Raw genomic sequence first — 24,268 nt, 5'->3', positions numbered from 1 at the left:
TAGAAGGCAGTGCAGAGGTTTTATACCTCTTCTTTTATCATTTCGCTCCCCGACGAAGGTGTGTACATGTCTCCAAAGACGTTTCTTGAAATCGAAGCCAAGTTCGCCGTGGATGAAACCACCCCGGTACCAGATCTCGCCCGCCTCGATGAGGTAGCCCGAGTCGCAGAAACTCGCCACCACTCGTTGTCGGCGATTTACTACGACACTGAGGATCTCCGCCTTACCCACGCGAAGATCACGCTGCGGCGCCGCACCGGTGGAAATGACGATGGCTGGCATATCAAAATTCCCGGCGCGGAAGGTCGTACCGAAATCCGAGCCGAACTCGGTGAACCCGTCGACGGCAAGTACGAAGTCCCGGCCGAACTCCTCCACCAGGTTCGTTCGGTGATCCGTAACCACCCGCTTGAACCCATTGCACAAGTGGACAACAACCGCACCGAATTGCTCCTGGTAAACACGGACGAGCAGCCTGTCGCTGAGTTCTGCGATGACCATGTCACCGCATTCTCTTTCCTACCAGGTGGCTCTCAGAGCACATGGCGCGAGTGGGAAGTAGAGCTCGCAGGAGAACTGCCCGGTACGAAGGAGGGCAGCGCGCTACTGCGTCATGCCACCTCCCTGTTGATCAGTTCTGGCGCGCGGGTTTCCTCCTCACCGTCCAAGCTGAAGTCAGCATTGGGGCAGTCCATCAACAATGTCGAGCTTCCCCCAGCACTCGCAACGTCTAACGTGGAGCCCGGCTCCCCCGCGGCGGCAGTCGTGGAGGCACTGCGAGCTAATCGGGATAAGCTCGTCGAGTTTGATCCGCGAGTACGCCGTGATGAGTGGGATTCCGTGCACCAAATGCGCGTTGCTACCCGCGAATTGCGCAGCCACCTTCAAACCTTCCACGGCATTGTCGTGGGCCCGGAGATCAAACGCTTAGAGTGCGATCTCAAGGAGCTTGCTGCCATGCTTGGCGTTGCTCGTGACGCCGAAGTTGTGGAAGAACGCTGGCAGAATCTCCTCGCATCGGAGGACTCCGATGTGCTTGATGAAGCCACCCGCGAACACATCGCACACGATATGGGCCGCGCTTACCGCCGCGCGCATCGTCGTGTCATCGCCGCTCTCGATTCTGACCAGTACCTGGCTCTGCTCGATGCGCTCGACGCATTCCTTTCCAACCCGCCAGTCGCCGCCGAGGATGCTTCGGTTGACGAAGACACCAGCGCCGGGGACAACGGTGCGGTGGAATCTGATTCCGCTGCCACAGCTTCCGCTGAACTATCTGAGCAGCAGGAGGCAGCGAAGGACTATGCGCCGAAGCACGCCAAACGTGATGAAGAAGAGTCCCACGATCTTGACACGGTGATGGCGCTGCACCTCAAGCAGGCCTATGACAAGCTGGTCAAGCGCCACAAGAAGGCTATCTCCAACTGGGATAACACCGAGCTGACGCTGCATGAGCGTGAAGAGTACTTCCACGATATGCGCAAGGCCGCAAAGAAACTGCGCTATGCAGCTGAGGCCGCTGGTTCAGCCACCACGCTAAAGACCAAGAACCTCTACAAGGCCTGCAAGCAGATGCAATCTGTCTTGGGAGACTTCCAGGATTCCGTGACATCTCGCGATAAGTTGCTCGAATTGGCAGAAACCGCACGCCGGCGTGGCGAGGATACCTTCGGCTATGGTCTGCTCTACCAGCGCGAGCGCGTCATCGGGTTGGAAGCACTCAACGCCTACTCGGACAGCTTTAAAGCCATCAAGTCCGCGTTTAAGCCGCTGCGCAAGAAGCTGCGCTAAGCCGCCGGCTCATCCTGCGTGGCTGTGTAGTTGTGCAGTCACCACAACGGCCCACACCATCGCCTGCTTGCGGTGGTGTGGGCCCGAGCTTTTCGCATCCGCCTCATGGCCGGCCATGAGACGTTTAGCTATCGCCTAGTTATCGTCTTCGGCGGCATCCTCAGCATCAGCCGCGGCGGTGCGGGCTTGCGCGATTTCAATAGCGCGCTCGGCTTCCTCGCGGGAATTGTAGGGGCCCATGCGGTTCTCCCAGCCGGACACCTTTCCCTGGGATACCTCACCGGTAGACGGGTCGTAGAACCACTTGTTGTCAGCCTCAGCCATAGTTTTCTCCGTTCTGTCGGGCAAGTAATCAGTGCACCCCACACTACAGACCGCCCGCGGGTCACGCCCGTTAGAATAGATTGGTCACCTACTCCTGCCTTTTCTTTTAGGCAGGCTTTCGCCACCAGCAAAGGAGAACCTTCCCGATGCCCCTGTGGACTGCCCCTTCGACCCCGGCCGTCGACCGCGTTCGCGCCGCACACCGCGAGAACGTGGGCGCTGATGCAGCTCATGTTGCCAGCGCCCCTGCCACCTGGGCACTCATCGGCGAGCACATCGATCACTACGGCGGCATCGCCATCATGGGCCTGGCCAACATCCGCGCGGCAGCAGCTGTCAGCCCCCGCAGCGACGGCCTGGTCAAGGTTCGCCTAGAGCACACCAACGGCGAGACCGTTGAAGACCAAATTTCCCTCGAGCAGGTCTCTTCCCTCGCCGCGGAGCAACAGCCCAGCGTCGATTCCGAAGGCCAGCCCATCGAACCCCCTGCACCCGAAGGGGCCATCGCCGCGCGCCTCGGCGGCATCATCTACACCATGATCAACCGCCAGCTCCTTACCCGCGAGACCGCCGGCGCCGATATCACCGTAGTCAACGACATCCCCGATTCGACCGGGCTCGGCGCCGCCGCAGCCATCGACATCGCCACAGCGCTAGCGTTGCTCGGCAACGCAGATGATCTGCATGATGCTCCGCTGCGTGCCCGCATCGCGGAGGTGTGTTCCCAAGCAGTTGGCACCTTCGCCCGATTCCCTGCGCTGCGCGCCCGCCACTCCGCCGCGCTGCGCGGCGCTGGTGAGTCCATCACCATCATCGACTACGCCGACGGCTCCGTCACCCAGGCACCGCACATGGTCAACAAAGACATCGCGGCTTTCGCGCTGGCCGTGCCAAGTGATGCCGATTCCTTAGAAGCCGTCGCAGAGATTCGCACCCGCGAGCGGTTCATCGACGCCGCCTGCCGCGCCTTCGGCACGCCTTCGCTGCGCCTGTTGCCGGATGCACCCCAACGCGTCCTCGAGTGGCTCGCCGCTGTCCACAAGGTGCACGGCACCGAGAATCAGCCGACCATCGCGCAAGCCACCGCGTGGCTGACCTTCTACTCAGAGGAAACCGAGCGCGCCGAAGGAGTTGCCCGCGCTTTGCGCTCGCGCCGTGGCACCGAGCTTTTCCCGCTCCTCACGCAGTCGCAGTCAGCCTTGTCCACGGTGTATGAATTCAGCTCCGCGGAGAAACTCGCGCAGCTGGCCACCGCGCGCGGCGCCGTCGCCGCACGCTCCGCCCACGCGGGCACGTCCTCCGCAGTCATCGCCTACGTGCCGAGCACCAAGGCCGCAAACTTTGCGGCCGACTTGGCTGAGGACGGCCTGCTTGTCGTCCCGCTTACTGCCGGAAGCCCAGCAATCACCGAGGACTAGTCCGCCGGCCACGCGAAGAGCACATCGCGCTCCTCAACGTCGGCCTTGACCAAGGACACCATCGTCTCCTTGCCGGTCTCCGGGTGGCCTACGGCCTGCCCCATCACCGGCGGGTCTAGGACGAAGAGGCGCGCCTTCTCGCGCTGTTCCCCGCCATCAACCACCACGGCTTCGAAGTTGGTGCCTACCCACGGCGCCAAGACCGTCGCCTCCGTAAGGTTCAAACAGGCCTTATCCACCTGGGAGGCCAGCTGCGATGTCGAGCGCATCGTGGAAATGACATCCCCGGCGCGCTCACGCACCCACTGCGGAACCTCGTAGCCGCCGCTGAGCGCCAGGCAGACCTCCGTGGCAAAGCGGTCAACTAAACGCCGCAACGGGGCCGTCACGTGTGCATAGTAGCCGCCGATTCCCGCGTGCACGTCCGCCTGGCCATCCTCCAGCCACACGTAGTCAGCACCACGAGGCAAACGCTGGGCCTCGCGCATCACCGCCATCCCGCGCGGCGAATCCGCATCCACGGAATGCAGGAATTCAGAGATGCTGCTCTCCCCCAGCTCAAACCCCAGGGCCTCCGCCTCCGAGCGGAAGGTGGCCTCAGCCTCCGGGGTGGCCGCCGATAGGGTGCGCAGGAATCCAACACCGTGTGATTCCATCAGCCGCCCCGCGCACATTCCGGTGAGCAGGGAAATCTCCGAGTTATAATCCATCACCTCATGGCGCGGCTCCATGACCAGCTCATAGTGGCCTTTCTCCCCATCGCTGCTTTCGGATACGCGCTGCGAGGGAATGCGCAAGTTGATCGCCTCGCGGCGCAGCGAAGAAGCCTGGCGCAGCTTTCCCACCTCCGGCAGCAAGGCGATGGAGGAATGCAGCGTGCCCTTCTCCAAGTCGGCGTGCACTTGGTCGTAGTCCAGCCGCGCGTGGCTGCGCACGAGCGCGCGCTCCACCGAGAAGTCCTCCACCTCACCTGCGGAGTCGAGGTCGAAGGTCCAGAGGACGGCGGGGCGGTCGACGTCGGCAAGCAGCGAAGCCCTATCTTCGGAGAGCTCTGCCGGGTGCAGCCGCGCCGGCTCATCCGGCAGGTAAATGGTCTGGCCGCGCTTGAGGGATTCCTGCTCGAGTGCGGAGCCCGGTTCGATGAACGCGGCGACATCCGCGATGGCATAGAGCACGCGGTAGCCGCCATCGCGCGCCTCGATGAACACGGCCTGGTCCAAGTCCATGGAGCCGGCCGGATCAATTGTTACCAGCGGGATGTCCCGGGCATCGCGGCGCTGCTCGGCATAGCGGTCCTGCGCGGAGGCGGCCTGTGCGGTGACCTCCTCTGGGAAGTCGGTCGGAACGGAAAACTCCTCAGCGATGGGCCGAAAGTCCAAGGGCGCGGCATATAGTTTCATGCCGCCCCATTGTTCCAAAAAATAAAAGCGTGGGTGCGAATGAGCCAACCTATAAGCCGGATTCTGTGCCGCGCACGCGACGCGGTGGCAAACATCCATCCAGGCCAACCGTTGCCAGTTGGCTCAAGCAGCTACCTTCAGGCTTCGGCGAGCAGCCTACTAACGCCTGATCGGGCCCGCTAACGTGGCGGGCCGTGATGCCTTGCTCCCAGTGGGGTTTACCCAGCCACCGCCATCGCTGACGGTGCTGGTGCGCTCTTACCGCACCCTTTCACCCTTACCGCTTCCCTTTCGCCGCGCCGAAACGCAGTGGAGGTACGCGGCGGTCTACTCTCTGTTGCACTTTCCCGCGGGTCACCCCGGGTTGCTGTTAGCAACCACCGTGCTCTGTGGAGTCCGGACTTTCCTCGGCCCGCGCCTAGCCCCATAATGGGGCCGGTTCGACGGAACGCGTTTGCCCGGTCGGCTCATTCGCGCCTGTTAGTTTATCGCAGCGCGCCCAGATGCCCCACATCGTTGAAACGGTGCAGGGTGCTACCGCCCTCGAAGAACTCGACCTCACTCAAGGAAGCCAGCTCAAGGAAGAGGTGGTTGGGCGTTTGCGGTCCGGAATCGAGTGCTTGGCGCACGAAGGACTTGATGGGGTTGACGTGGGAGACCACGAGGATGGTCTGCCCTTCAAAGCGCTGCTGCAGCTCGCGGCGCGCGGCGCTGACACGGCGGTGCACGGCGCGCAGGGACTCCCCGCCCGGACAGGCCACGGACGTATCTTTCAGCCAACGCGCGTGGAGCTCAGGGTCGGCGGCATCGGCTTCCGCGAAGGTCTTGCCTTCCCAGCGTCCGAAATCCACCTCGATGAGGTCGTCGACGGTTTCCACGCGCAGGTCCCTGCCCTCCACCACGGCCGCGGCTGTTTGCTGGCAGCGGCGCAGCGGTGAGCACACGACGGCATCGATGTGGGTATCGGCCAAGGCTTGGGCAGCGGCGAGCGCTTGCTTCTTGCCCAGCTCGGTCAGCTCGGGGTTTGCACGCCCGGAGTACTGCTTGGCGGCGGACATCGCCGTCTGCCCGTGGCGCAGCAGGATGAAGCGGGTGGCCTGTCCGGTCTCGGGGCGCCAGTCGGCTGCGGTAGAGGACGCCGTGCTTGCCGACGTCCCCCCGACCTCCCCGCTGGCATCCTGACTATCCGCAGCGGCGGCCTCAGCGCCGTCGCCGGAACCCATGTCGAGGATGCCCGCAGGATCGCCCTTCGCGGCGGCGTCCATCGCCACGTTGGAGAGCGCATCGGCCACAGAGTTCTTCGCGCGCGGGACCCACTCGAGGCTGAAGCTAGGAATCTGGTTGAGCAGGCGGCGCGCCTCGATGGCCAGCTTCTGCATATCCGGGTGCTTGATCTTCCAGCGCCCGTTCATCTGCTCCACCACGAGCTTGGAGTCCATATAGAACTCCACCTCATCCGCGCCCAGCTCCACCGCGGCCTCCAAACCGCGCAGCAACCCGTGGTATTCGGCCACGTTATTCGTGGACTTCTGGCCCACGACGTAAGCGATTTCCCTGAGCAGCTGCGAGCGGTCCTCGTTATAGACCGCAGTTCCGGAGCCGGCGATCCCGGGATTGCCGCGGGAGCCGCCGTCAGCAAAGATGACTAGCTTCATGAGGCCGGGCGCACCAGGTAGGAGCCGCAGTCGCTGCACTGCGGAACCTCGTCGGCAGCAGCGTTGCGCACCGCGTTCTGCTCGGCCGGCGGCAGCACGATGAAGCAACCACCGCAACCACGCCCGGTGAAGGCCGCAGCGCCCACGCCGTTTTCTTCGCGCACGGTCTCGTACTCCTCCAGGACATCCGCGGGCAGCTGCTCGCGCAGCTCGCCGATGCGCACCTGCGGATCCGGGCGGTTCGCCGCGGCCTCTTGGGCGGCCTCGGCCGCGCGCTTGAGTACTTCGAGTTTACGCTCGGAATCGGAGACCTTCGCGCCGTGAACATCAAGGTTGGCGCGCAGTGCGTGGATTTCGTTATGGGCTTCCTGTAGCTCGCTCATAAGATCCGCGATGCGGGACTTTGCAGCGTAGAGATCGTGCTCCAGGTCCTTGCGGGTCTCTGGGTCGGTCGCAGCACCAAGCTGCGCCTTGTCATCGCGCTCGCGCTGACGCAGCTTGCGCTCGTCAGCCTGAATGCGCAAGATCTCCAGTTCCATGTCGTCGACGGCGAGCTGGGCGGAGCCGGAGGCGTCGACAAGCCGGGCGTGTGCGGCCTGGGCCTTCTCGTACTCCTCTTGCTCCGGGATGGTGGTTGCCCCACCTAGCGCCTGGGAGCGCTCGAGGGTGGCCAGCTCCAGCAAGATGCTCTGCAGGTCCTGTGGCAGTTTCATTTAGTTCTCCTTATGCGCAGAAATCGTCCATGGGTCGGTGCGGACATCGATGATCTCGGTGTTCACGCGCAATGCGTCCTCCACAATATCGCGCGCTTGGGCAGTCCAGGGAAACTCGCTGGCCCAGTGAGCGGTATCCACCACGGCCGGGCCCTCCGGCTCCGCCAGGTGCGCGGCGCGCAGGTGCTCATCCACTGGGTGGTGGCGCAAATCGGAGGTGACGTAGACGTCCACGCCGAGAGCCGCCGCGTGGTCCAGGAAGGAATCCCCCGAGCCACTGGAGACGGCAACTTTCTTCACCATGCGCTCCGGATCGCCGGCCGCGCGCACTCCCCATTCGGTTTCCGGAAGGGCATCGGCCACGCGCTGGGTGAATTCGCGCAGAGTCACCGGCTGCTCAAGCTCGCCCACGCGCCCTAGCCCTAAGGCCTCGTCGAGGTTCTCATAGGGCTCCACCGGGACGATGGGGCGGCCGGGCGTGATACCGACGAGCTCAGCCAGCTTGTCGTTGACACCCGGGCGGGCCTTATCCGCGTTGGTGTGCGCGGCCAACAGGGCCACGCCATTGCGTATCAGAGTGTGGATGACCTTGCCCTTCGGCGTATCCGCCGCCACCGAGGTCACCCCGCGAAGCAGCAGCGGGTGATGCACCACGAGCATCTGCGCGCCGAGCTCCACGGCTTTGTCTGCCACTTCCTGGGTGCAGTCCAGAGCGAAGGCCACGGTGCTCACCTCGTCTGTGGGGTCGCCGCACACCAGGCCAACGGCATCCCAGGACTCGGCCAGCTGCGGCGGGTAGGCCTCGTGGATTACGCGGCGGATCTCGCCAACGGTCGTTCGTTCTGCCATCTCGTATGCTCCTTGTTGGCTTGAGGTTTCACGTCAGTCGCGTCGCTGCTATATCCTAGCTTTCGTTCGCCAGCGCACCCCTCTAGCTTAAGGAGCCTTTGCATGACGCCTCCGGAGAACGACAACCAGCTCCACATCGTCTTCGTGTGCACGGGCAACATTTGCCGCTCACCCATGGCGGAAATCATTACACGCGACGCCATGGAGACCGACATGCTCGATCTCCTCGCGCGAGTTTCTTCCTGCGGCCTCGGCGGCTGGCACGTGGGCCAGGGCGCGGACGAGCGCGCCGTGGCTGAGCTGCGCCGCGGCGGCCACGATGGCGCCGGCCACCAGGCCGCCCAGCTGGGTCCGGACCATATGGACGCGGACCTCTTCGTGGCCATGGACACCGGCCACCGCGATGCCCTCATCGAGCGCGGCATCCCGGAAGACAAGGTGCGCCTCATGCGCAGCTTCGATCCGAACTCACCGGAGGATGCCAGCGTGGAGGATCCTTTCTACGGCACGGAGGAGGACTTCGCCCGCACCCGCAGTGAGATCGATGCTTCCGTTCCGGGGCTGCTCGACTGGATTAAAGAAAACCACGGCTAGATAATTCTGCGCGGCTACTAGACTGGTCATCATGCTTAAGACATTCCTCAAGCCTGGGTGGGTGCTCTCTCTCATCTTCATCGTCGCGTTTTCCTATTTGTCTTTCACGGTGCTCGCTCCGTGGCAGCTGAATAAGGACGCGCAGATTGTGGAGCGCAACCACCTCATTGAGGAGGCCTACGACGCCGACCCCCAGCCGGTCACCGAAGTCTTTTCTGATGATGGATCCTTGCACAAGGAGTGGGAACGCGTGGAGCTAACCGGCCACTACCTCCCGGAGGATGAGGTGCTCCTGCGCCTGCGCCCGGTGGAATCCGCCCCGGGATTCCAATCGCTGGTCCCCTTTGAAACCGAATCTGGTGAGACGTTCCTGGTCAACCGCGGCTGGATGCCCACGGATGAGGGCAACTCCGTCCCCCACATCGACCCGGCCCCGCAGGGCGAGGTCACCATCGTGGCCATGGCGCGCTACGACGAGCGCAAGCACACCTCCGCACCCATTGAGGAACAAGGTTACACGCAGGTCTACTCCATCAATACGGAGCAGATTGCAGAGCTTGTCGACGTCCCCCTTGCCCACGACTACCTCCAACTCTCCCCCGAGCAGCCAGGTGAGCTGCATGCGCTGCCGGTTCCAAAGCTGGACCGCGGCAACCACTTGTCCTATGGCTACCAGTGGATTGCCTTCGGTGTGATGGCGCCGCTGGGCTTTGCCTACTTCGTGTGGTCTGAGATCCGGGAGCGCCGCCGCGCCCGCGATGAGGATGCCCTGATTGCTGAGGCCACTGCGGCCGCCACCGGTGCCGGCTCCCCCGATACGGCCGCGGACGTCGAAAGCTCCGAGCACAAGGAGCCTTCCGGCGAGCACTCTGATGCTACGACGCCTGCTGCCTCGCCTTCGACGCCTGCGGCTGCCACGCAGCCTTCGCGCCGCTCCCGCTCGCGCTATGGCTCCGCCAAGCCGGACTTCTACGAGAAGATTCGCGAGCGCGGCCAGGAGCGCTACTAGCCTCGACCCCCAAAGGGGACGATCATGAACGCGATTGCGTGGACGCGAGAAGCGACCGAAACCGAGATTTCCGAGGTTGCCGGCTTTCTAAACATGGAGATTGCCGACAGTATTCTTGAAGCCGCTGGCTGCACCGCTAAGAACTGCATTCTCAACTGGGACGAAGACATGGGCCTGACCCCGGAAAGTAGACGCGTCGGGGGGTTAGGCCCGATCGACACTCCCCACTAGAGCAAAAAGCATCTTTCGCCCAAGCGCAAAGGCTTCCTTCTCATTCACGCCCGACGCTACTAAATACGGGTCAATGCGGGTACCGATGCACCTTCCTGTGCTCGAACCAGGCCCAAATCAAAGAAGCCAAGAACAACAGTGGCGTAACCCACGCCAGACGATGCCACCAATGTGCTCCAAAGTATGATTCATCAGCACTTAGTCCTGCTAGATAATTGATTACAAGCGTTGCGATGAACAGCACCACAACGACAATAACGCTCCACCAGTAGGCTGCGCTTTTCTGTTTACGCATCAATGCCATCCTCCTCAATACATGTTTGCTGTTTTAGCGCGGGTTTGAGTGGTTAGTCGTCTCCCCCACCCGGATTACATCGTTCGGTTATTGTTCTAGGAAGCTTCACTTTTGAGGTATACCCCAACCGAACACTCATTCCGGAACCATACCAAGTGTTCGCTAGGGCTAAACCATGACCAAACGAACGCAAACGACACCAACCCTAGACCCTGACGAACACTCCACGGGCATTGCCGGCCAAATCATCGGCTACGCCCGCGTCAGCACTACCGACCAAACCCCGAACGCCAACAAACCCAACTCAAAGCAGCCGGAGCAGTCCGCATCTACACCGACCACCAAAGCGGCCTTCGCCCTAGAGCACCCGCGGGCGCCCTCCGAGCACGACGAAACCCCTCTCCGACTTAACGGAAAGGGGTTTCATTTGGTGCGGCCTGAGGGGATCGAACCCCCGACCTACTGGGTGTAAACCAGTTGCTCTTCCAGCTGAGCTAAAGCCGCAGTGCACTGTGTGCTCGCACAAGATTAGCCTATGGGCACCCGCAGCAACAAATCAGGGTATAACTAGTCGCTGCGAATGCCGCGTGAGCAGGCATAACCTGCGATACTCCTTAAGGCTTCTTGGTGTAGCCGCGGGCCACAAGGCAGGAGCCCTGCCACTCACCGAGGCGCTCAGCCTTGGTCTGCACCAGACCAGCCAGCTGTGCGGATTCGGAGATCTCACCGGGCTCGAGGTTGCCCGGCTTTCCAGCGCCTGGGGTCAGCAGCCAGATACGGCCGGAATCACCCAGGGGACGGGTGGCATCGACCAGCCCATCGACCAAATCGCCGTCCTCCGCGCGCCACCACAGCAGCACGAGGTCACACAGCTCGTCGGTCTCCTCATCGAGGAAATCCTCCCCCAACACGTCCTCGATGGACTCAGAAATCGTGGAGTCACAGTCCTCGTCCCAGCCAAGCTCCAGAGCAATCTGCCCCTCTTCGATGCCGAGCTTGGCTGCAAATCCCGTCACTCGCTGAGTTCCTTCCGATGAAGTAGTTGATGTCATGCAGAGTATTTTAACGTCTACGGTGCACTTTTTCGCGACGAACCTCCCCCGATCTTCCCCAGTGGTGGACATTTTCCCCCATGAAACCACTCCTGGGGGCCTCCAAATGCCCCGCCGTGAAAGCGGCGCGTATCCTAGGAACAGATCTTTGTACTACGAACCAGGAGGATTTAATGGCCGACTTGGACGCCCACAACGGCGACTCCAACTTCCCCATCGTTCGCGATGGCGTGGCAGCATACCTGCACGACTCCGACCCGGAAGAAACCCGCGAGTGGATGGACTCCCTCGACGGTCTGCTGGACTCTTCCGATCCGGAGCGCGCCCGCTACCTCATGCTGCGTCTTCTTGAGCGCGCTACCGCCAAGCGCGTGCCGTTGCCGTCCCTGACGTCCTCGGATTTTGTCAACACCATCCCAACCTCCCTCGAGCCGGAGTTCCCGGGCGATGAGGAATTGGAGAAGCGCTACCGCCGCTGGATCCGCTGGAACGCGGCCATCATGGTGCACCGCGCACAGCGCCCGGGCATTGGCGTCGGTGGACACATTTCCACGTACGCAGGTGCTGCCCCGCTCTACGAAGTGGGCTTGAACCACTTCTTCAAGGGCAAGGATGATCCCTCCGGCGGTGACCAGGTCTTCTTCCAGGGCCACGCTTCACCGGGCGTCTACGCACGTGCTTTCATGGAAGGCCGCCTCACCGAGGAAGACCTCGACGGTTTCCGCCAGGAGCACTCGCGCGGCGAAGGCAAGGGCCTGCCGTCCTACCCGCACCCGCGCCTGATGCCGGACTTCTGGGAATTCCCCACCGTGTCCATGGGCCTTGGCCCCATTAACGCTATCTACCAGGCACGCTTCAACAAGTATCTGGAGAAGCGCGGCATCAAGGACACCTCCAAGCAGCACGTCTGGGCCTTCCTCGGCGACGGCGAGATGGATGAGCCGGAGTCCCGCGGTCTGCTGCAGATGGCTTCCCTCTACGAGCTGGACAACCTGACCTTCGTTGTCAACTGCAACCTGCAGCGTCTCGACGGCCCGGTGCGCGGCAATACCCAGATCATTCAGGAGCTGGAGTCCTTCTTCCGCGGTGCCGGCTGGTCCGTCATCAAGATTGTCTGGGGCCGCGGCTGGGACAAGCTGCTTGAAGCCGATAAGGACGGCGCCCTGGTCAACATCATGAACACCACCTCTGATGGTGACTACCAGACCTTCAAGGCTAACGACGGCGCCTACGTCCGCGAGCACTTCTTCGGCCGTGATGAGCGCACGCTCAAGCTGGTTGAGGACATGTCCGATGATGAGATTTGGGCACTGCGCCGCGGCGGCCACGACTACCGCAAGATCTACGCCGCATACGACAAGGCGCTGAGCTACGCGGGCACCGGCCGCCCGACGGTCATCCTGGCCCACACCATTAAGGGCTACGGCTTGGGCCACAACTTCGAGGGCCGCAATGCGACCCACCAGATGAAGAAGCTGACGCTGGAGGATCTGAAGCTCTTCCGTGATAAGCAGGGAATCCCGATCAGCGACGAGCAGCTCGAAGCCGATCCGTACCTGCCGCCGTACTACCACCCGGGCAAGGACGCCCCAGAAATCAAGTACATGCTGGAGCGCCGCAACGAGTTGGGTGGCTTCTTGCCGGAGCGCCGTGAGAACTTCGAGACTCTCGCCACCCCGGATCTGTCCAAGCTGCGTTCGGTGCGCAAGGGCTCCGGCAAGCAGGACGTGGCAACGACCATGGCTCTGGTGCGTACCTTCAAGGAGCTCATGCGCGATAAGGAGCTGGGCAAGCGCGTCGTTCCGATCATTCCGGATGAGGCCCGCACCTTCGGCATGGACTCCTGGTTCCCAACTCTCAAGATTTGGAACCCGCGCGGCCAAAACTACGTCCCGGTGGATCATGACCTCATGCTCTCCTACCGCGAGGCTGCCGACGGCCAGATTCTGCACGAGGGTATTTCTGAGGCAGGCGCAGCCGCATCCTTCACCGCAGCTGCTACTTCCTACGCCACCCAGGGCGAGGCGATGATTCCGCTGTACATCTTCTACTCGATGTTCGGCTTCCAGCGCACCGGCGATGCCTTCTGGGCTGCCGGCGACCAGCTGGGCCGCGGCTTCATCATCGGCGCTACCGCCGGCCGCACCACCCTGACCGGCGAGGGCCTGCAGCACATGGACGGCCACTCCCCGATCCTGGCGTCGACCAACCCGGCCGTGGAGGTCTACGACCCAGCCTTCGGCTACGAGATTGCGCACCTGGTTCCGCGCGGTATCGAGCGCATGTACGGCGAGGACAACGAGCCGATCATGTACTACATCACCGTGTACAACGAGCCGGTCAAGCAGCCTGCCGAGCCGGAGAACCTCGACGTCGAGGGCCTGCACAAGGGCATCTACCACTACAACACCGCTGAGTCCGGCTCCATCCCGGCCAACATCCTGGCTTCCGGTGTGGGCATGTACGAGGCCCTGCGCGCACAGGAAATCCTGGCTGAAAGCTACGACGTCAAGGCGTCGCTGTTCTCCGTCACCTCGTGGGTCAAGCTGGCGCGCGACGGCGCTGCCCGCAACAAGGAAGCTCTGCGCAAGGGCGTTGAGCCCACCGAGGCATTCGCCACCTCCCAGCTCAAGGGCTTCGAGGGACCGTTCGTTGGTGTCTCCGACTTCGCCACAGACCTGCAGGAGCAGATTCGTCCCTACGTCCCGGGTGACTACATCGTCCTGGGTGCAGACGGCTTCGGCTTCTCTGATACCCGCGAGGGTGCCCGCCGCTACTTCAACACCGACGCCGAGTCCATCGTCGTCGCAGTCCTCGAGGGCTTGGCTCGCGAGGGCAAGGTGGAGCGCAGCACCGTGGAAAAGGCAGCTCGCGAGCTCAAGCTCGACGACCCGACGTCCACCCTCTCCACGTCCTCCGATGAGGACTAAGGCTTAGGCCTTAAGAGCCTCAAGCTTTCCAGCCCCTTCTGCCTGAGCAGGAGGGGCTTTCTCATGTTCAACTCATGTTCAAGCCGAGGGGCAACTGCCCTTGTTGCCAAAGATCGGGCCAGATCTTGAATCAGAGGCTATAACTTTGGCAGAACGGGCAGTTCGACCACCACAGCAGACCCTAGCTGCCCAGCACTCCATCGAGGACGCGCCCCAAAGCCTTGGAGACCTCGCTGGGCTCCTCCAAGATGACCATGTGCCCGGCGCCGTCGATGACAGTCAGGGTGGAGTCCGGCCAGTGGCGGGCAATGACCTCCGATTGGCGGTGCGGGGTCACGATGTCCAGGCTGCCCACCACAATCTCGCCCGGCACGTTTCTAAGCTTGGCCGCCGCGCCGAACTCGGAGTGCTCCACCAGATCGTCGAAGAAGCCTGCGTAGCTCGACATCGGGGTATCTAGCAGCATCGCCACGTGGAATTGCAGTTTGTCCATCTGCGGGAAGCCCTGCAACAGTGCCGCGAAGGCCGGGGCGATAAGCGCCGCGGCCTCGAAGCGCACGCGGTTGAGCCGGCTCGGCAACCGCAAACAGGCACGATAGACCATGCCCAGAGTCTTCGATTCCAAGACACGCGCCACACCCTCGGCCGCAAAGCGCTGCATCGAGGTAGCAACCAGCGTCATGCCCTTAACGCGGTGAAAGACCTCCCGCGGGGCGCGCCGCAGCAGGTTAAGCGCAATCATTCCGCCCATCGAGTGCCCAAGCAGCACCAACGGCCCCTCGGCGGCGCGCTCAGCGATGACGGCCAGCACGTCATCGGCCGCGCCCCGAACCGTGCACTGCGCGGGGGCGACGTGGGTGGATTGGCCGTGGCCGCGGACGTCGACAAGCAGGCAGCGCACCGAAGGGTAGTTGCGGCGCACGTCGTTGACCTGGGAGTAGAAGCTCTCAGCAGACAAGCAGTAGCCGTGGATGAAAACCACGGTGACCTCCGCGTCCTGCGGGCCTACCTCGTACCATGCCACGCGCACGCCGTCGTTGTCCACGAAGCCCGAGTCCGTCACCCCGGTCAGGCCCGGCTCTGTCGTGAGATCATGCAACTGATCGTGGACGGTGTGCTCGATGGAGCGCATGCGGGGGCGGGCCCGGCGCGACCAGCTGCGGGCGATGGCGGAGGAACGTGCTCGAATAACCATGACATTTCAATACTAGACTGGGCCCCATGGCTAATGACCTTTCAGCGCAACTCCAAGCCCGCTTCGGCTCCGCGCCGGCAGAAGAAAAAGAAGCTTCCCCAGCCGGGGACGCATACGGCGAGCTCACTCGCCTCATCACGAAGGTGACCGGCGTGGAGGAAGGCCTAGAGCGCGAAGCGAAACTAGAGGACCTGGGGGTTGAATCGCTCGAGCGCATCGAATTAGCCGTGCGCCTCGAGGAAGCCTGCGGAGTCCGCCTCAACGAAGAAACCATGCTCTCCGTCACCACGGTGGGCGAACTTGCTGATTATGTGGAGGAACACTCGTGATTTCCTATCTCTCAGACATGGACGGCGTCCTCATCAAAGAAGGGGAGATGATTCCCGGCGCGGATAAATTCATCCAGGCGCTGAAGGATAACAACATCGAGTACATGGTGCTCACGAACAACTCGATGTCCACCCCGCGGGATCTCTCCGCACGTCTGAAGAACACTGGCCTGGACATCCCGGCGGAGCGCATCTGGACCTCGGCGACGGCCACGGCGGCCTTCCTGTCCACTCAAGCTGGCCTGTCCACGGCCTACGTCGTGGGCGAGTCCGGGCTGACCACCGCCCTACACGAGGCCGGCTGGATTCTCAACGACCGCGACGCGGACTTCGTGGTCTTGGGTGAGACCCGCACGTATTCTTTTGAAGCCATCACCACGGCGATCAACCTTATCCGCGACGGCGCGCGCTTCATTGCCACCAACCCGGACGTCACGGGCCCGGCCCCGCAAGGCGTGCTCCCAGCCACGGGTGCGGTCGCGGCACTCATTACTGCGGCGACCAACCGCGAGCCTTACTACGTGGGCAAGCCGAACCCCGTCATGATGCGCAGCGCGTTGAATAACATCGGCGCGCACTCGGAAAATACCGTCATGATCGGTGACCGCATGGATACCGACGTCAAGTCCGGTCTGGAGGCAGGCATGCGCAGCATCCTGGTGCGCTCAGGCATCAGTGATGACAGCATCATCGAGCGCTACCCTTTCCGCCCGACTCACGTAATCGACTCCGTGGCGGAACTTCCGGAGCGCATCCTGGATCCCTTCGCGGACTAGAACTTAGACCGCACGCTTGACGACGCCCCTGAATCCGTACTCCCCCGCCAACATCTCTACGGCGCGGCCTAACGCGTCCAGTTCGCTGGGCGTTCCCGTAATGACTTGCTGGCAGCCTATCCCGAGGCCGCCTGCGTTGTCGGGAACGCGGCCGCTAAGCGGATCCCATACTGGGTCGCGGTGCCAACGGGTACACCATTGGGCGGTCAGCGGGTCATCACCAGGCACTATGAACTCGCTTTCGCTGCTGATGCAGCGCGCCATGGCGCGCTCGATGGCAGGGCGCAGACTGCGCGGCATGCCCGAGATCTGCAGCACGGCGGTGCAGACCTCACCGCAGGCGCGGTTGGGCCAGTTATCTGCCGGGCTGCCAAGTGGGGTGGCTGAAGCGGCCGGCGCGGTGTCACCGGCCAGCTGCGGGTGAACGCGTTGATTCACTCCTTAAACTCCTTTGACGTGCGAGTGATGGCACGCCGGCATGTGCCGACGCAAGACGAGCTTCGTCTTCCCCTACGAACTTGTCTTCATCACGTCACTCGCGCCGAGGCGCGAACACCGCTTGGTGCGACCGCAGTATGCGGCCACACGGTGCGTCGTTGTGTGCCCACAATTTTCCCCCGCCACTTGAGCCACAACAACCCTCAACCTGCGCTTAAGCCCCCACAGACTCAACAAGAACTTGAGACTTCCACCCCGAAAATCGCCCCATCAATCACTTCAGTCACATAAGTCAACGCATGCAACACGCACTCGTTGTCGCCACAGCTACCCCACTACCCCCGTTGCGGCGCCCTACGGTACGCCGCGACGACGCTCAACACCGTCATGCCACCCTGGCTAGCCCGCCTGGCACTCCTGCCAGATGGCCGTGTTGGTCTCGGCCCACAAAGGCTTGCACCACTCGCCAAAATCGCGGTCCGTCAGCGCAACCATGGCCCAGTCACCAGCCACCCACAGGTAGGTACCGCTCATGCCGAAATGCCCCACGGCATCGGCGGGCAAGCCACCCATCCACTGTTGCTTCTCACCGTGGATTTCAAAGCCCAACCCCCACGTGCAGTCTTTGAAGCTGCCATAACCGGGCACAATACCCCGCAGACCGGGGAACTGAACGCTGCGCATTTCCTCCACCGTCGAAGGATCAAGCAGGCGCGGCGAATAGACCTCTCCAGCAAAGGCGACGAGGTCCTCCACACTAGAAACCAAACCGTGCCCGGCCGAGCCTTCCAAGGTAGTGGCCCGCATCCCCAGCGGGGCGCACACGCCTTCAGCAAGGTATTCAGCAAATGGAATCTCGGTGGCCTTCTCCACTTCCTCGGCGGCCCATTCATAGCCGGCCGAGGAGTAGATGCGGCGCTCCCCTACGGGCTTCTGTGGCTCGCGGGAATCAAAGCCCACGCCCGAGGCATGTGCCAAGAGGTGGCGCAGCGTGGAGCCTTCCGGACCAGCAGGCTGGTCTAGCTCCACCGCCCCTTCTTCCACGGCCACCATCACTCCATAGGCGGCCACCAACTTGGTCACGGACGCCACCGGAAAGCGGCGGGAGGTATCCCCCACCTGCTCAACCACTTCCCCGCGGTGCAGCAAGGCACCAGCAACGGTATCGACGGGCCAGGACTCAAGGGAAGAAAATGCGCTCATGCGCTCCAGCTTAACGAGGATCGCGCTCGCAGCCTACGCCATCACCATCGCGGTCGAACTTGGAGCGGAAACCTGGCTCACCCGCATAGATCGGGCGGCCTAGTGCGTTCCACACGTCTGCGCAGCGAGTAAAGGACGCGGGGGCAGGCTTCGGGGCCGGAGCCGGCTTAGGTGCGGGAGCCGGCTTGGGCGCCGGGGCTGGGGCAGGAGCAGGCGCTGGCTTCGGCGCGGGCGCGGGGGCTGGGGCAGGAGCCGGCTGCGGTGCCGGAGCTGGTGCCGGCGGAGAGGGGATGATGCCCGGCAGCGGGTTCGGAATGATGCGCTGCTGCACCGCCCAGTACACGCCACCGGCGGCAGCCGCGAGGACCGCTGCGGTAATGCCTACGCCGAGCGCAATCATTTCGCCTTCGGAGGACTGCTGGAATTCGGCGTCATCCTCGTCCTTGTTGGAGGAGCCAGAACCCTGGCTCGAGGAATCAGCCTCCTGGGAGGAGGAGTCAGACTCGGAGGAAACCGTTGCGGTTGCCTCGGCGTTAGGGGCCGCGGTCTCCGCCTGAGCAGGAACGACAACGGACAGTGCGACAGATACAGAAACAGAGGCGGCGAGAACCGCGCGAGAGAACTTCTTCATAAACTCAAGTTATATCCTGCAGCACTACCCCGCAGGAAATCGCGCTCATCCGAGGGCTACATCACGCCGGAAAGCCACAGCGAGCTGGAAATCAGCAGCGGGCTACACCGCATGCGTTAACGGATGAGCCCGCCGCGCCGATATCAAAAATGTAGCGCATTACGTCGCTGCACTTCCCTATCACTCATATCTCTGGTGCGCCCTCTCCACGCGCCTCTCTCATCTCTTTGTGGCGCCTCTCGGTGATGCCGCGGAGCTACATCACGGTGGACGGCTCTGCGGCTCCCTCAGAAACGATCGCGGAAGGCTGCTCGTTCGCCGTGGGCGCGGGCGTTTCGGAGTTTTGCTCCACTGGGGCCTGGGTTTCGGCGTCCTGCGGATCCGCGGGGGCATACACAGCTTCGCTGTCCGGGGTGCTATCAGTTGGCGTGTCCGGATCAACTTCTGCCGTCGGCTCCTGTTCTGCGGAGCCCGTGGAGTCAGTTGCCGGCGCCTCCTGAGGTGTGGTCAGTGGCGCGGAGGAAGACGCAGAAGGTTGCGCCGACTCAGAAGTGGATTCGGACTGCCCCATCCACCGCGAGGGCGATAGCCACCCAGCGTCCACCCCATCAGGGTTAGCGGAGGAAAGCAGCAACAGGCCAACCACACCGAGGCCGGCGATGAGCCCCGTCGTTGAGGCCCGCACGCGCCCGCCTAGAGTCCAGAAATAGTTCCACTTGTTGTCCGGCTTATCGTCGCGCCAGATGCCGCGCTGATAATCGTCTTCTTCTTCCTCCTCGGAGTCGCCCGCATAAGCCGGCCGGCCCGGCCCGTCATCTTTGCTGTCTTGGGGCATAGCGCCGGCATCAGCGACGGCGTCGGCAGCAATGACCTGCGTCTCCGCATCCGATGCCACGTCTTTGTGCGAAGGCTCCGCAGTATCTGCCGCCGGAATGATGGTGGTGGGGGCGTCGGCAGCGGAGACGTCGCCAAGCTCCTGCGAGGCATCCCCCGGCACGCCCTCAGTGGTGGGAAGCTTGTACAGATCCCAGAAGGTGGAGAGCAGCGCCGAGCGGATCGCGCGCTCCACCGCCCACTGGCGGGCGGGGTTGACCTGCACAAGGACGCGGTACTGCACCTGCCATGGCTGGCCGGCCGCAGTGGGGGCCGTGAGCCCAGTGGCGGGCAGAACGTCGAGCTCACCGGCCACATCCGCGTGGATGTCTGGGGCTTCAAGGGCTCGCTTCGAAATCTTTTCCACCTGTTCGGTGATCTCCGGCAAGGACTCGCCCTCGTGGACCGGGATAGCGATATCCACCACCGCGCGCGACCATTCTTGCGAGAAGTTCGTGACCACGCCCGCGGAACCATTCGGCACCATGACCACTTCACCGGTAGGTGTGCGCACAGTCGTCGTGCGCAGCGTCAGCGAAACGACGGTGCCCTCCACGCCAGTTACACCGTCGAAGCTGACGTAATCACCCACGCCGAACTGCTTTTCCGAGAGGATGAAGAATCCCGCAAGGAAGTCACCGATGATGGCCTGCGCGCCAAAACCGACGGCGGCCGAAACGACTGTCGCCGGGATAGCCGCGCCGAGGGGCGGCACCCCGAGGTTGGCCAGCGCAGCCAACACAAGAAGGAAATAGGCCACCGCCTGCGCCACGTAGACCAGTGCACCGGCAAGCGCCAAACGCGCCTTGGTAGATTCTTGATTCTCATCCAGACGGGACTCAATGACCCGCACTGCCAAGCGGCCGATGCGCGGGATGAGAATCGCCAACAACAGCATTCCCAACAGCGGCAGGCCGTGATCCACGATGGCCTGCCACACGGCGAACAAGTAATACTTCAGCATTGCGCCAAGCCTAGTCCTTCAGCCTGACAGAACCCTTGGAGCCTTAAGCGCGGTGGATGAGATAGTAATTCGGGGTTGGCTTCCACGTGTAGCCCGCGGGGACGATGTCCTCGCCGAAAGCGCAGAAAGTCTTCGTCGTCCACAGTGGAATCGCAGGCATCTTTTCCAGCAACAGGCCTTGAGCCTCCGTGTAATGCTTTTGGGCTTCCTCCCGGCTCTTCGCCTGACCCGCCTTCTTCAGCAGCTCATCGTATTCAGAGCTGTTAAAGCCTGATTCATTCTCCGAAGAGTAGGACGCATATAGCGGCACCAGGAAGGTAGATTCCTCTGGGAACTCCGCCTGCCAAATCGTGCGGAAGGCACCGGTGAGATGACGGGCAATTACCTCTTGTCTGAGGTCCTTCAAAGTGGCAAACTCATGGCCCTCCGCCGGCACGCCGAGGGTATCCGACAGTTGCTTCGCCACGGCGTCGATCCACGTCTTATGGCCGCCGTCGGTGTTATAGGAAATGCTGAAAATCCCATCAAACGGTTCCAGCTTTTCCGCCTGCTCCCACAGTTCGCGGGCCTTCTCCGGCTGGTAGGTCAAGACGTCGGCCCCCTCCGGTGTTGGTGGAATGGAACCGTCCAGCGGCGCGACGAAGCCGGTGGTGGGAAGCACCATACCGTGGAAGATGTCCCGGGCCATTCCTTCGCGGTCGATTGCCATGGACAACGCGCGACGGCGCAAGCGTCCGGCCTCACCGCGGAAGTTCGCATCGTTGGCGGGGATGGTGATTTCCATGATGGAGCCGCCGGGCTTGGTCAAGGCGCGGGAGCCCAGTTCCTTTTCGAAGCTGCCTAGCTTCTCCGCCGGGATCCGCGTGAGCACGTCCAGCTTGCCATCTACGAGGTCCTGGTAGGCCTGCTCCTCCGAGGAATACACCACGAACTTGATGCCTTCATTCTGCGGCGTTCGCGGCCCCTTGTAGCGAGGGTTCGGCACGAGGGTCACAGCTTTCTCGCGCTCCCAGGAAGCCAGCACATAAGGCCCGCTGCCGATGGGATCCGTTCCGCGATCACTCAGCCTATCCTGGTCTTCGGAGCGCATGGGGAAAAAGACCGAGTATCCCAGGCGCTCGAGGAATCCCGCCGTGGGGCGTGAGAGCTCAATGCGGAAAGTTTTCGGCCCCGTCACCTTAAGGCCGCGCATTGACTTCCTGCCTTCGTGGAAGCCACGGATTGGTTCAAAGTGATGCGCGGAGAGCAGCGACTGGCGCACCGCGGTATTCCACGTATCGACGAAGTCTTCTGCTTCCACGGTTGAACCGTCGGAAAACACGGCGTCATCTCGAATCACCACGTCATATGTCGTGTCATCGACCTGCGTGATGGATTCCGCCAAGTCATAGTGAGCGCCACCGGTTTCATCCAGGTACATCAACCCCGAGTACACAAGGTTGATGATGGTCTGCCCCGGCGCATCGTTGGAATCAGCCGGGATGAGGGTGCGCTGTGGCTCCGAGATGTCCGTGGTGATGAGGTTCATGTCTGAGGTGTCGACGTTGCCAGGCTCCGCCGTGCATCCCGCCACCGTGGGCGCCACGACGCCCGACACCGCTAGCGCCGCCAGCATGCCTAGAAAAGAACGCCTCGAAGTCACGCGTTCATCACCTCACTCTCACTAATACTTTAAAGGATCTAATCATCTCTCTTTTCATAACGGCGCATGAGCCTCTCCACCAATTCATCGGTGAGCTGGTCATCGGCCAAAATGCGATCCAAAAGCTCGCGTGGTGTCGGCCCCTCGGCGCTCGGGGTCTCGTAGGAATCGCCGCTCAAGTCCACGCCGAAATCGGAGGTTTCCGCTTCCGCGGCAGGCGGCTTCATCATCTGCGACATCTCCGCCACTTCCTCATTGAAGGAATCGAGGAACTCGGTGGCATCGATGGCTGCTTCCGAACGGCGCTTGCCGGCGCGCACCTCGCGCTCAATACGGCGCTGCAGTGCCTTTTCCATCTGATTGTGGCGCCAAGAACGGAGTTTGGAGGGCTCTAGGCGACGCCCCACGGCCCTGCCCTTGCTTTCCGCCTTACGCGCCATCACCATGACGTAGGCCGCGGTGTCATTAACCGGCGCCCACTCCTGGCGGGCGGGCACGCGCCACCCGGCCCAGATACCCAGCATGGTCATCACGAAGGAAACGACCGGGCCAAGAATGACTCCCCAGGCCAAGTAGCCGGCCGAATCCGCGCCGAGGACCACCAAAGCGCAGGCCACCGCGGGGATCACGGTGGGTGTGTTATCCCCAAAGACGGCGGGTTCGCGCCCCATCGCGATGTCACGGATCATGGAACCACCGGTTGCGGTGAACACGCCCATCATGATGCAGGGGATCAGCGGCAGCCCATAAGCAATGGCCTTGAGCGCGCCTGTCGACGCCCACAGCGCCGAGACCACCGCATCCCCATGGGACTGGACGTAGTCCCACGTCTTTCCTTTGAAGTAGACGAAGCGGGCGATGATCGCGCCGGCAAACGCCAGGTAGAGATACTCCGGCTGGCTCATCGCGGCGACGGTGCCGCGGTTGATGAGCACGTCACGGATCATGCCGCCGCCGAGGGAGGAGAACATCGCGATGAAGAAGAAGCCCACGATGTCATAGCCGCGCTGGCGGGCCATGGTTCCGCCAATCATGCCCATGAGGAGGACACCAATGATGTCGGACCAGTAGTACAGCGACTCGATCAATGGGTCCATCTCGACAACGCTCATGGTGGTCATCGTATCGGGTAAGCCGCAAAAGTGGGGCCACCGGGGCTCGAACCCGGGACCAACGGATTATGAGTCCGTAGCTCTAACCGACTGAGCTATAGCCCCGCGTATTCCCTGTCAGCGCAACCTACACCAGTGTTCAGCTGGCGAGCTACGTAAGACAGCGAATCCGCTCCCAGCAACATTAATCGGCGGGCCCAGAAAACGGCAATTTAGGCCCCTGAATTCGCCGTCTGAGCTTCGGCAGCGCTCTTCCGCCCTTTCACCGCCACGACGGAGCCAAGGCACGCTTCTGCTCAATTTTGGCCGGGCTGAGTTTCAGGGCGCTGGGATAACGGCCAAGCCTATTCTTTCTTCTTCATTTTTCTGGCTTGTCTGCGCTCACGCCTTCGCGCGCGCTTTGCTGTGCGGATGTCCACGACCCACCGCGGAACAAAAGGCCACGGAAGCGGAATCCCAATCGCCCCCGTAAACCCAACAACCCCGATGACGAAAGCCGCCACGAGCGGAACAATCAGCACCGTTTCGACGGACTCGGGAAGGTTTGCACTTGCCACCAACCCTGTGGCACCGGCCGCGCCCATAATGAGCGTGCCATAAGGATAAATGAAGAGGACGCCATCGCTTTCTGCGCCTGTTGCATCGCCTGAGTCGTACCACTCTTCCGATTGTGGGTTTCTCCGCACACACAGGATGTAGAAGGTCCAGTAGGCCACCATGACCAGCACTAAACCGACACACACAAGCAGCCCAGTGATATCTCCGTCCATAGGATGCGGCCTCCTGTGGTTGCTGGTTGCGGTATGTAAACAGACGCTACCAGCGGCTGCTGGAGTGAGTCCGA

The 24,268-nt window shown here is 62.5% G+C and carries 22 protein-coding genes, 2 tRNA genes and 1 other RNA gene; 8 read left to right on the top strand and 17 right to left on the bottom strand.

Annotation, left to right across the window (positions count from 1 at the left end; translation table 11 throughout):
• The first annotated feature begins 66 nt into the window (after positions 1 to 66).
• Positions 67 to 1,791, top strand: a complete 1,725-nt coding sequence (locus HMPREF2822_RS00765; RefSeq protein ID WP_070519737.1) for a CYTH and CHAD domain-containing protein — start codon at positions 67 to 69, stop codon at positions 1,789 to 1,791.
• A gap of 135 nt (positions 1,792 to 1,926) precedes the next feature.
• On the opposite strand, the gene HMPREF2822_RS00760 is transcribed toward HMPREF2822_RS00765, so the two are convergent.
• A complete protein-coding gene (locus tag HMPREF2822_RS00760; protein WP_070519735.1) occupies positions 1,927 to 2,115 on the bottom strand; it encodes a hypothetical protein in 189 nt (62 codons plus the stop codon).
• Positions 2,116 to 2,261: 146 nt separating this feature from the next.
• On the opposite strand from HMPREF2822_RS00760, the gene HMPREF2822_RS00755 reads away from it, so the two are divergent.
• Complete coding sequence (locus HMPREF2822_RS00755; protein ID WP_070519733.1) at positions 2,262 to 3,533, top strand: galactokinase family protein; 1,272 nt, start codon at positions 2,262 to 2,264, stop codon at positions 3,531 to 3,533.
• On the opposite strand, the gene HMPREF2822_RS00750 is transcribed toward HMPREF2822_RS00755, so the two are convergent.
• The 5 genes from HMPREF2822_RS00750 to HMPREF2822_RS00730 all read right to left on the bottom strand — a co-directional run bounded on the left by HMPREF2822_RS00750 (position 3,530) and on the right by HMPREF2822_RS00730 (position 8,150).
• On the bottom strand, positions 3,530 to 4,933 hold the full coding sequence (locus HMPREF2822_RS00750) for an RNB domain-containing ribonuclease (protein WP_070519731.1): 1,404 nt from the start codon (positions 4,931 to 4,933) through the stop codon (positions 3,530 to 3,532). The two genes, HMPREF2822_RS00755 and HMPREF2822_RS00750, sit on opposite strands and share 4 nt — an antisense overlap.
• Positions 4,934 to 4,969: 36 nt before the next feature.
• An RNA gene (gene rnpB / locus HMPREF2822_RS00745) (RNase P RNA component class A) lies at positions 4,970 to 5,403 on the bottom strand.
• A 15-nt stretch (positions 5,404 to 5,418) separates the two neighbouring features.
• Positions 5,419 to 6,588 (bottom strand): bifunctional RNase H/acid phosphatase, encoded by a 1,170-nt coding sequence (locus HMPREF2822_RS00740; RefSeq protein WP_070519729.1) that lies wholly within the window; start codon positions 6,586 to 6,588, stop codon positions 5,419 to 5,421.
• On the bottom strand, positions 6,585 to 7,301 hold the full coding sequence (locus tag HMPREF2822_RS00735) for a zinc ribbon domain-containing protein (protein WP_070519727.1): 717 nt from the start codon (positions 7,299 to 7,301) through the stop codon (positions 6,585 to 6,587). The genes HMPREF2822_RS00740 and HMPREF2822_RS00735 overlap by 4 nt, the downstream gene beginning before the upstream one ends.
• Complete coding sequence (locus tag HMPREF2822_RS00730) at positions 7,302 to 8,150, bottom strand: Nif3-like dinuclear metal center hexameric protein (protein WP_070519725.1); 849 nt, start codon at positions 8,148 to 8,150, stop codon at positions 7,302 to 7,304.
• A gap of 102 nt (positions 8,151 to 8,252) precedes the next feature.
• Here HMPREF2822_RS00730 and HMPREF2822_RS00725 point away from each other — a divergent pair, with 102 nt between their 5' ends.
• The 3 genes from HMPREF2822_RS00725 to HMPREF2822_RS00715 are packed head-to-tail and all read left to right on the top strand — an operon-like array spanning position 8,253 to position 9,984.
• Positions 8,253 to 8,744, top strand: a complete 492-nt coding sequence (locus tag HMPREF2822_RS00725) for a low molecular weight protein-tyrosine-phosphatase (protein ID WP_070519723.1) — start codon at positions 8,253 to 8,255, stop codon at positions 8,742 to 8,744.
• 31 nt (positions 8,745 to 8,775) lie between these two features.
• On the top strand, positions 8,776 to 9,753 hold the full coding sequence (locus HMPREF2822_RS00720) for an SURF1 family cytochrome oxidase biogenesis protein (RefSeq protein WP_070519720.1): 978 nt from the start codon (positions 8,776 to 8,778) through the stop codon (positions 9,751 to 9,753).
• A gap of 24 nt (positions 9,754 to 9,777) precedes the next feature.
• Positions 9,778 to 9,984, top strand: a complete 207-nt coding sequence (locus tag HMPREF2822_RS00715) for a hypothetical protein (RefSeq protein ID WP_070519718.1) — start codon at positions 9,778 to 9,780, stop codon at positions 9,982 to 9,984.
• A gap of 723 nt (positions 9,985 to 10,707) precedes the next feature.
• Here the strand turns inward: HMPREF2822_RS00715 and HMPREF2822_RS00710 are convergent.
• Positions 10,708 to 10,783: transfer RNA gene (locus tag HMPREF2822_RS00710), tRNA-Val, on the bottom strand.
• Positions 10,784 to 10,893: 110 nt separating this feature from the next.
• Positions 10,894 to 11,331 carry a DUF3052 domain-containing protein gene (locus HMPREF2822_RS00705; RefSeq protein ID WP_070517365.1) on the bottom strand — a complete coding sequence of 146 codons (438 nt, stop codon included), beginning with the start codon at positions 11,329 to 11,331 and terminating at the stop codon, positions 10,894 to 10,896.
• A 173-nt stretch (positions 11,332 to 11,504) separates the two neighbouring features.
• Between HMPREF2822_RS00705 and aceE the strand changes: the two genes are divergently transcribed.
• Positions 11,505 to 14,261, top strand: a complete 2,757-nt coding sequence (aceE, locus tag HMPREF2822_RS00700; protein ID WP_070519716.1) for a pyruvate dehydrogenase (acetyl-transferring), homodimeric type — start codon at positions 11,505 to 11,507, stop codon at positions 14,259 to 14,261.
• Between the two features lie 181 nt (positions 14,262 to 14,442).
• On the opposite strand, the gene HMPREF2822_RS00695 is transcribed toward aceE, so the two are convergent.
• Entirely contained in the window at positions 14,443 to 15,456 is a 1,014-nt protein-coding gene (locus HMPREF2822_RS00695; RefSeq protein ID WP_070519715.1) for an alpha/beta fold hydrolase, read from the bottom strand.
• Between the two features lie 26 nt (positions 15,457 to 15,482).
• Between HMPREF2822_RS00695 and HMPREF2822_RS00690 the strand changes: the two genes are divergently transcribed.
• Positions 15,483 to 15,785 carry an acyl carrier protein gene (locus tag HMPREF2822_RS00690; RefSeq protein ID WP_070519714.1) on the top strand — a complete coding sequence of 101 codons (303 nt, stop codon included), beginning with the start codon at positions 15,483 to 15,485 and terminating at the stop codon, positions 15,783 to 15,785.
• Positions 15,782 to 16,561, top strand: coding sequence for an HAD-IIA family hydrolase (locus HMPREF2822_RS00685; protein ID WP_070519713.1), 780 nt, complete (start codon positions 15,782 to 15,784; stop codon positions 16,559 to 16,561). Before HMPREF2822_RS00690 ends, HMPREF2822_RS00685 begins: the two co-directional genes overlap by 4 nt.
• Positions 16,562 to 16,564: 3 nt before the next feature.
• Here HMPREF2822_RS00685 and HMPREF2822_RS00680 read toward each other — a convergent pair whose 3' ends face one another.
• From HMPREF2822_RS00680 to HMPREF2822_RS00645, 8 genes are all read right to left on the bottom strand, one after another.
• Positions 16,565 to 16,999, bottom strand: a complete 435-nt coding sequence (locus tag HMPREF2822_RS00680; RefSeq protein WP_070519708.1) for a hypothetical protein — start codon at positions 16,997 to 16,999, stop codon at positions 16,565 to 16,567.
• Positions 17,000 to 17,398: 399 nt separating this feature from the next.
• A complete protein-coding gene (locus tag HMPREF2822_RS00675; RefSeq protein ID WP_070519705.1) occupies positions 17,399 to 18,202 on the bottom strand; it encodes a serine hydrolase domain-containing protein in 804 nt (267 codons plus the stop codon).
• A gap of 10 nt (positions 18,203 to 18,212) precedes the next feature.
• Positions 18,213 to 18,833 (bottom strand): excalibur calcium-binding domain-containing protein, encoded by a 621-nt coding sequence (locus tag HMPREF2822_RS00670; RefSeq protein ID WP_070519703.1) that lies wholly within the window; start codon positions 18,831 to 18,833, stop codon positions 18,213 to 18,215.
• A gap of 256 nt (positions 18,834 to 19,089) precedes the next feature.
• Positions 19,090 to 20,670, bottom strand: coding sequence for a mechanosensitive ion channel family protein (locus HMPREF2822_RS00665; RefSeq protein WP_070519701.1), 1,581 nt, complete (start codon positions 20,668 to 20,670; stop codon positions 19,090 to 19,092).
• A gap of 43 nt (positions 20,671 to 20,713) precedes the next feature.
• Positions 20,714 to 22,312 (bottom strand): peptide ABC transporter substrate-binding protein, encoded by a 1,599-nt coding sequence (locus HMPREF2822_RS00660; protein ID WP_232755527.1) that lies wholly within the window; start codon positions 22,310 to 22,312, stop codon positions 20,714 to 20,716.
• 38 nt (positions 22,313 to 22,350) lie between these two features.
• A complete protein-coding gene (locus HMPREF2822_RS00655; protein ID WP_070520138.1) occupies positions 22,351 to 23,424 on the bottom strand; it encodes a trimeric intracellular cation channel family protein in 1,074 nt (357 codons plus the stop codon).
• Positions 23,425 to 23,455: 31 nt separating this feature from the next.
• Positions 23,456 to 23,529, bottom strand: a tRNA-Ile gene (locus HMPREF2822_RS00650).
• Positions 23,530 to 23,768: 239 nt separating this feature from the next.
• Complete coding sequence (locus tag HMPREF2822_RS00645; protein WP_070519696.1) at positions 23,769 to 24,194, bottom strand: hypothetical protein; 426 nt, start codon at positions 24,192 to 24,194, stop codon at positions 23,769 to 23,771.
• Between the last annotated feature and the right edge of the window lie 74 nt (positions 24,195 to 24,268).

Origin of the sequence: Corynebacterium sp. HMSC062E11, assembly GCF_001811845.1 — a bacterium.
GTDB classification, from domain to species: Bacteria; Actinomycetota; Actinomycetes; order Mycobacteriales; family Mycobacteriaceae; genus Corynebacterium; species Corynebacterium hesseae.
The sequence above is the reverse complement of the archived record's forward strand: the minus strand, read 5'-3'. Positions and strand labels throughout refer to the sequence as shown.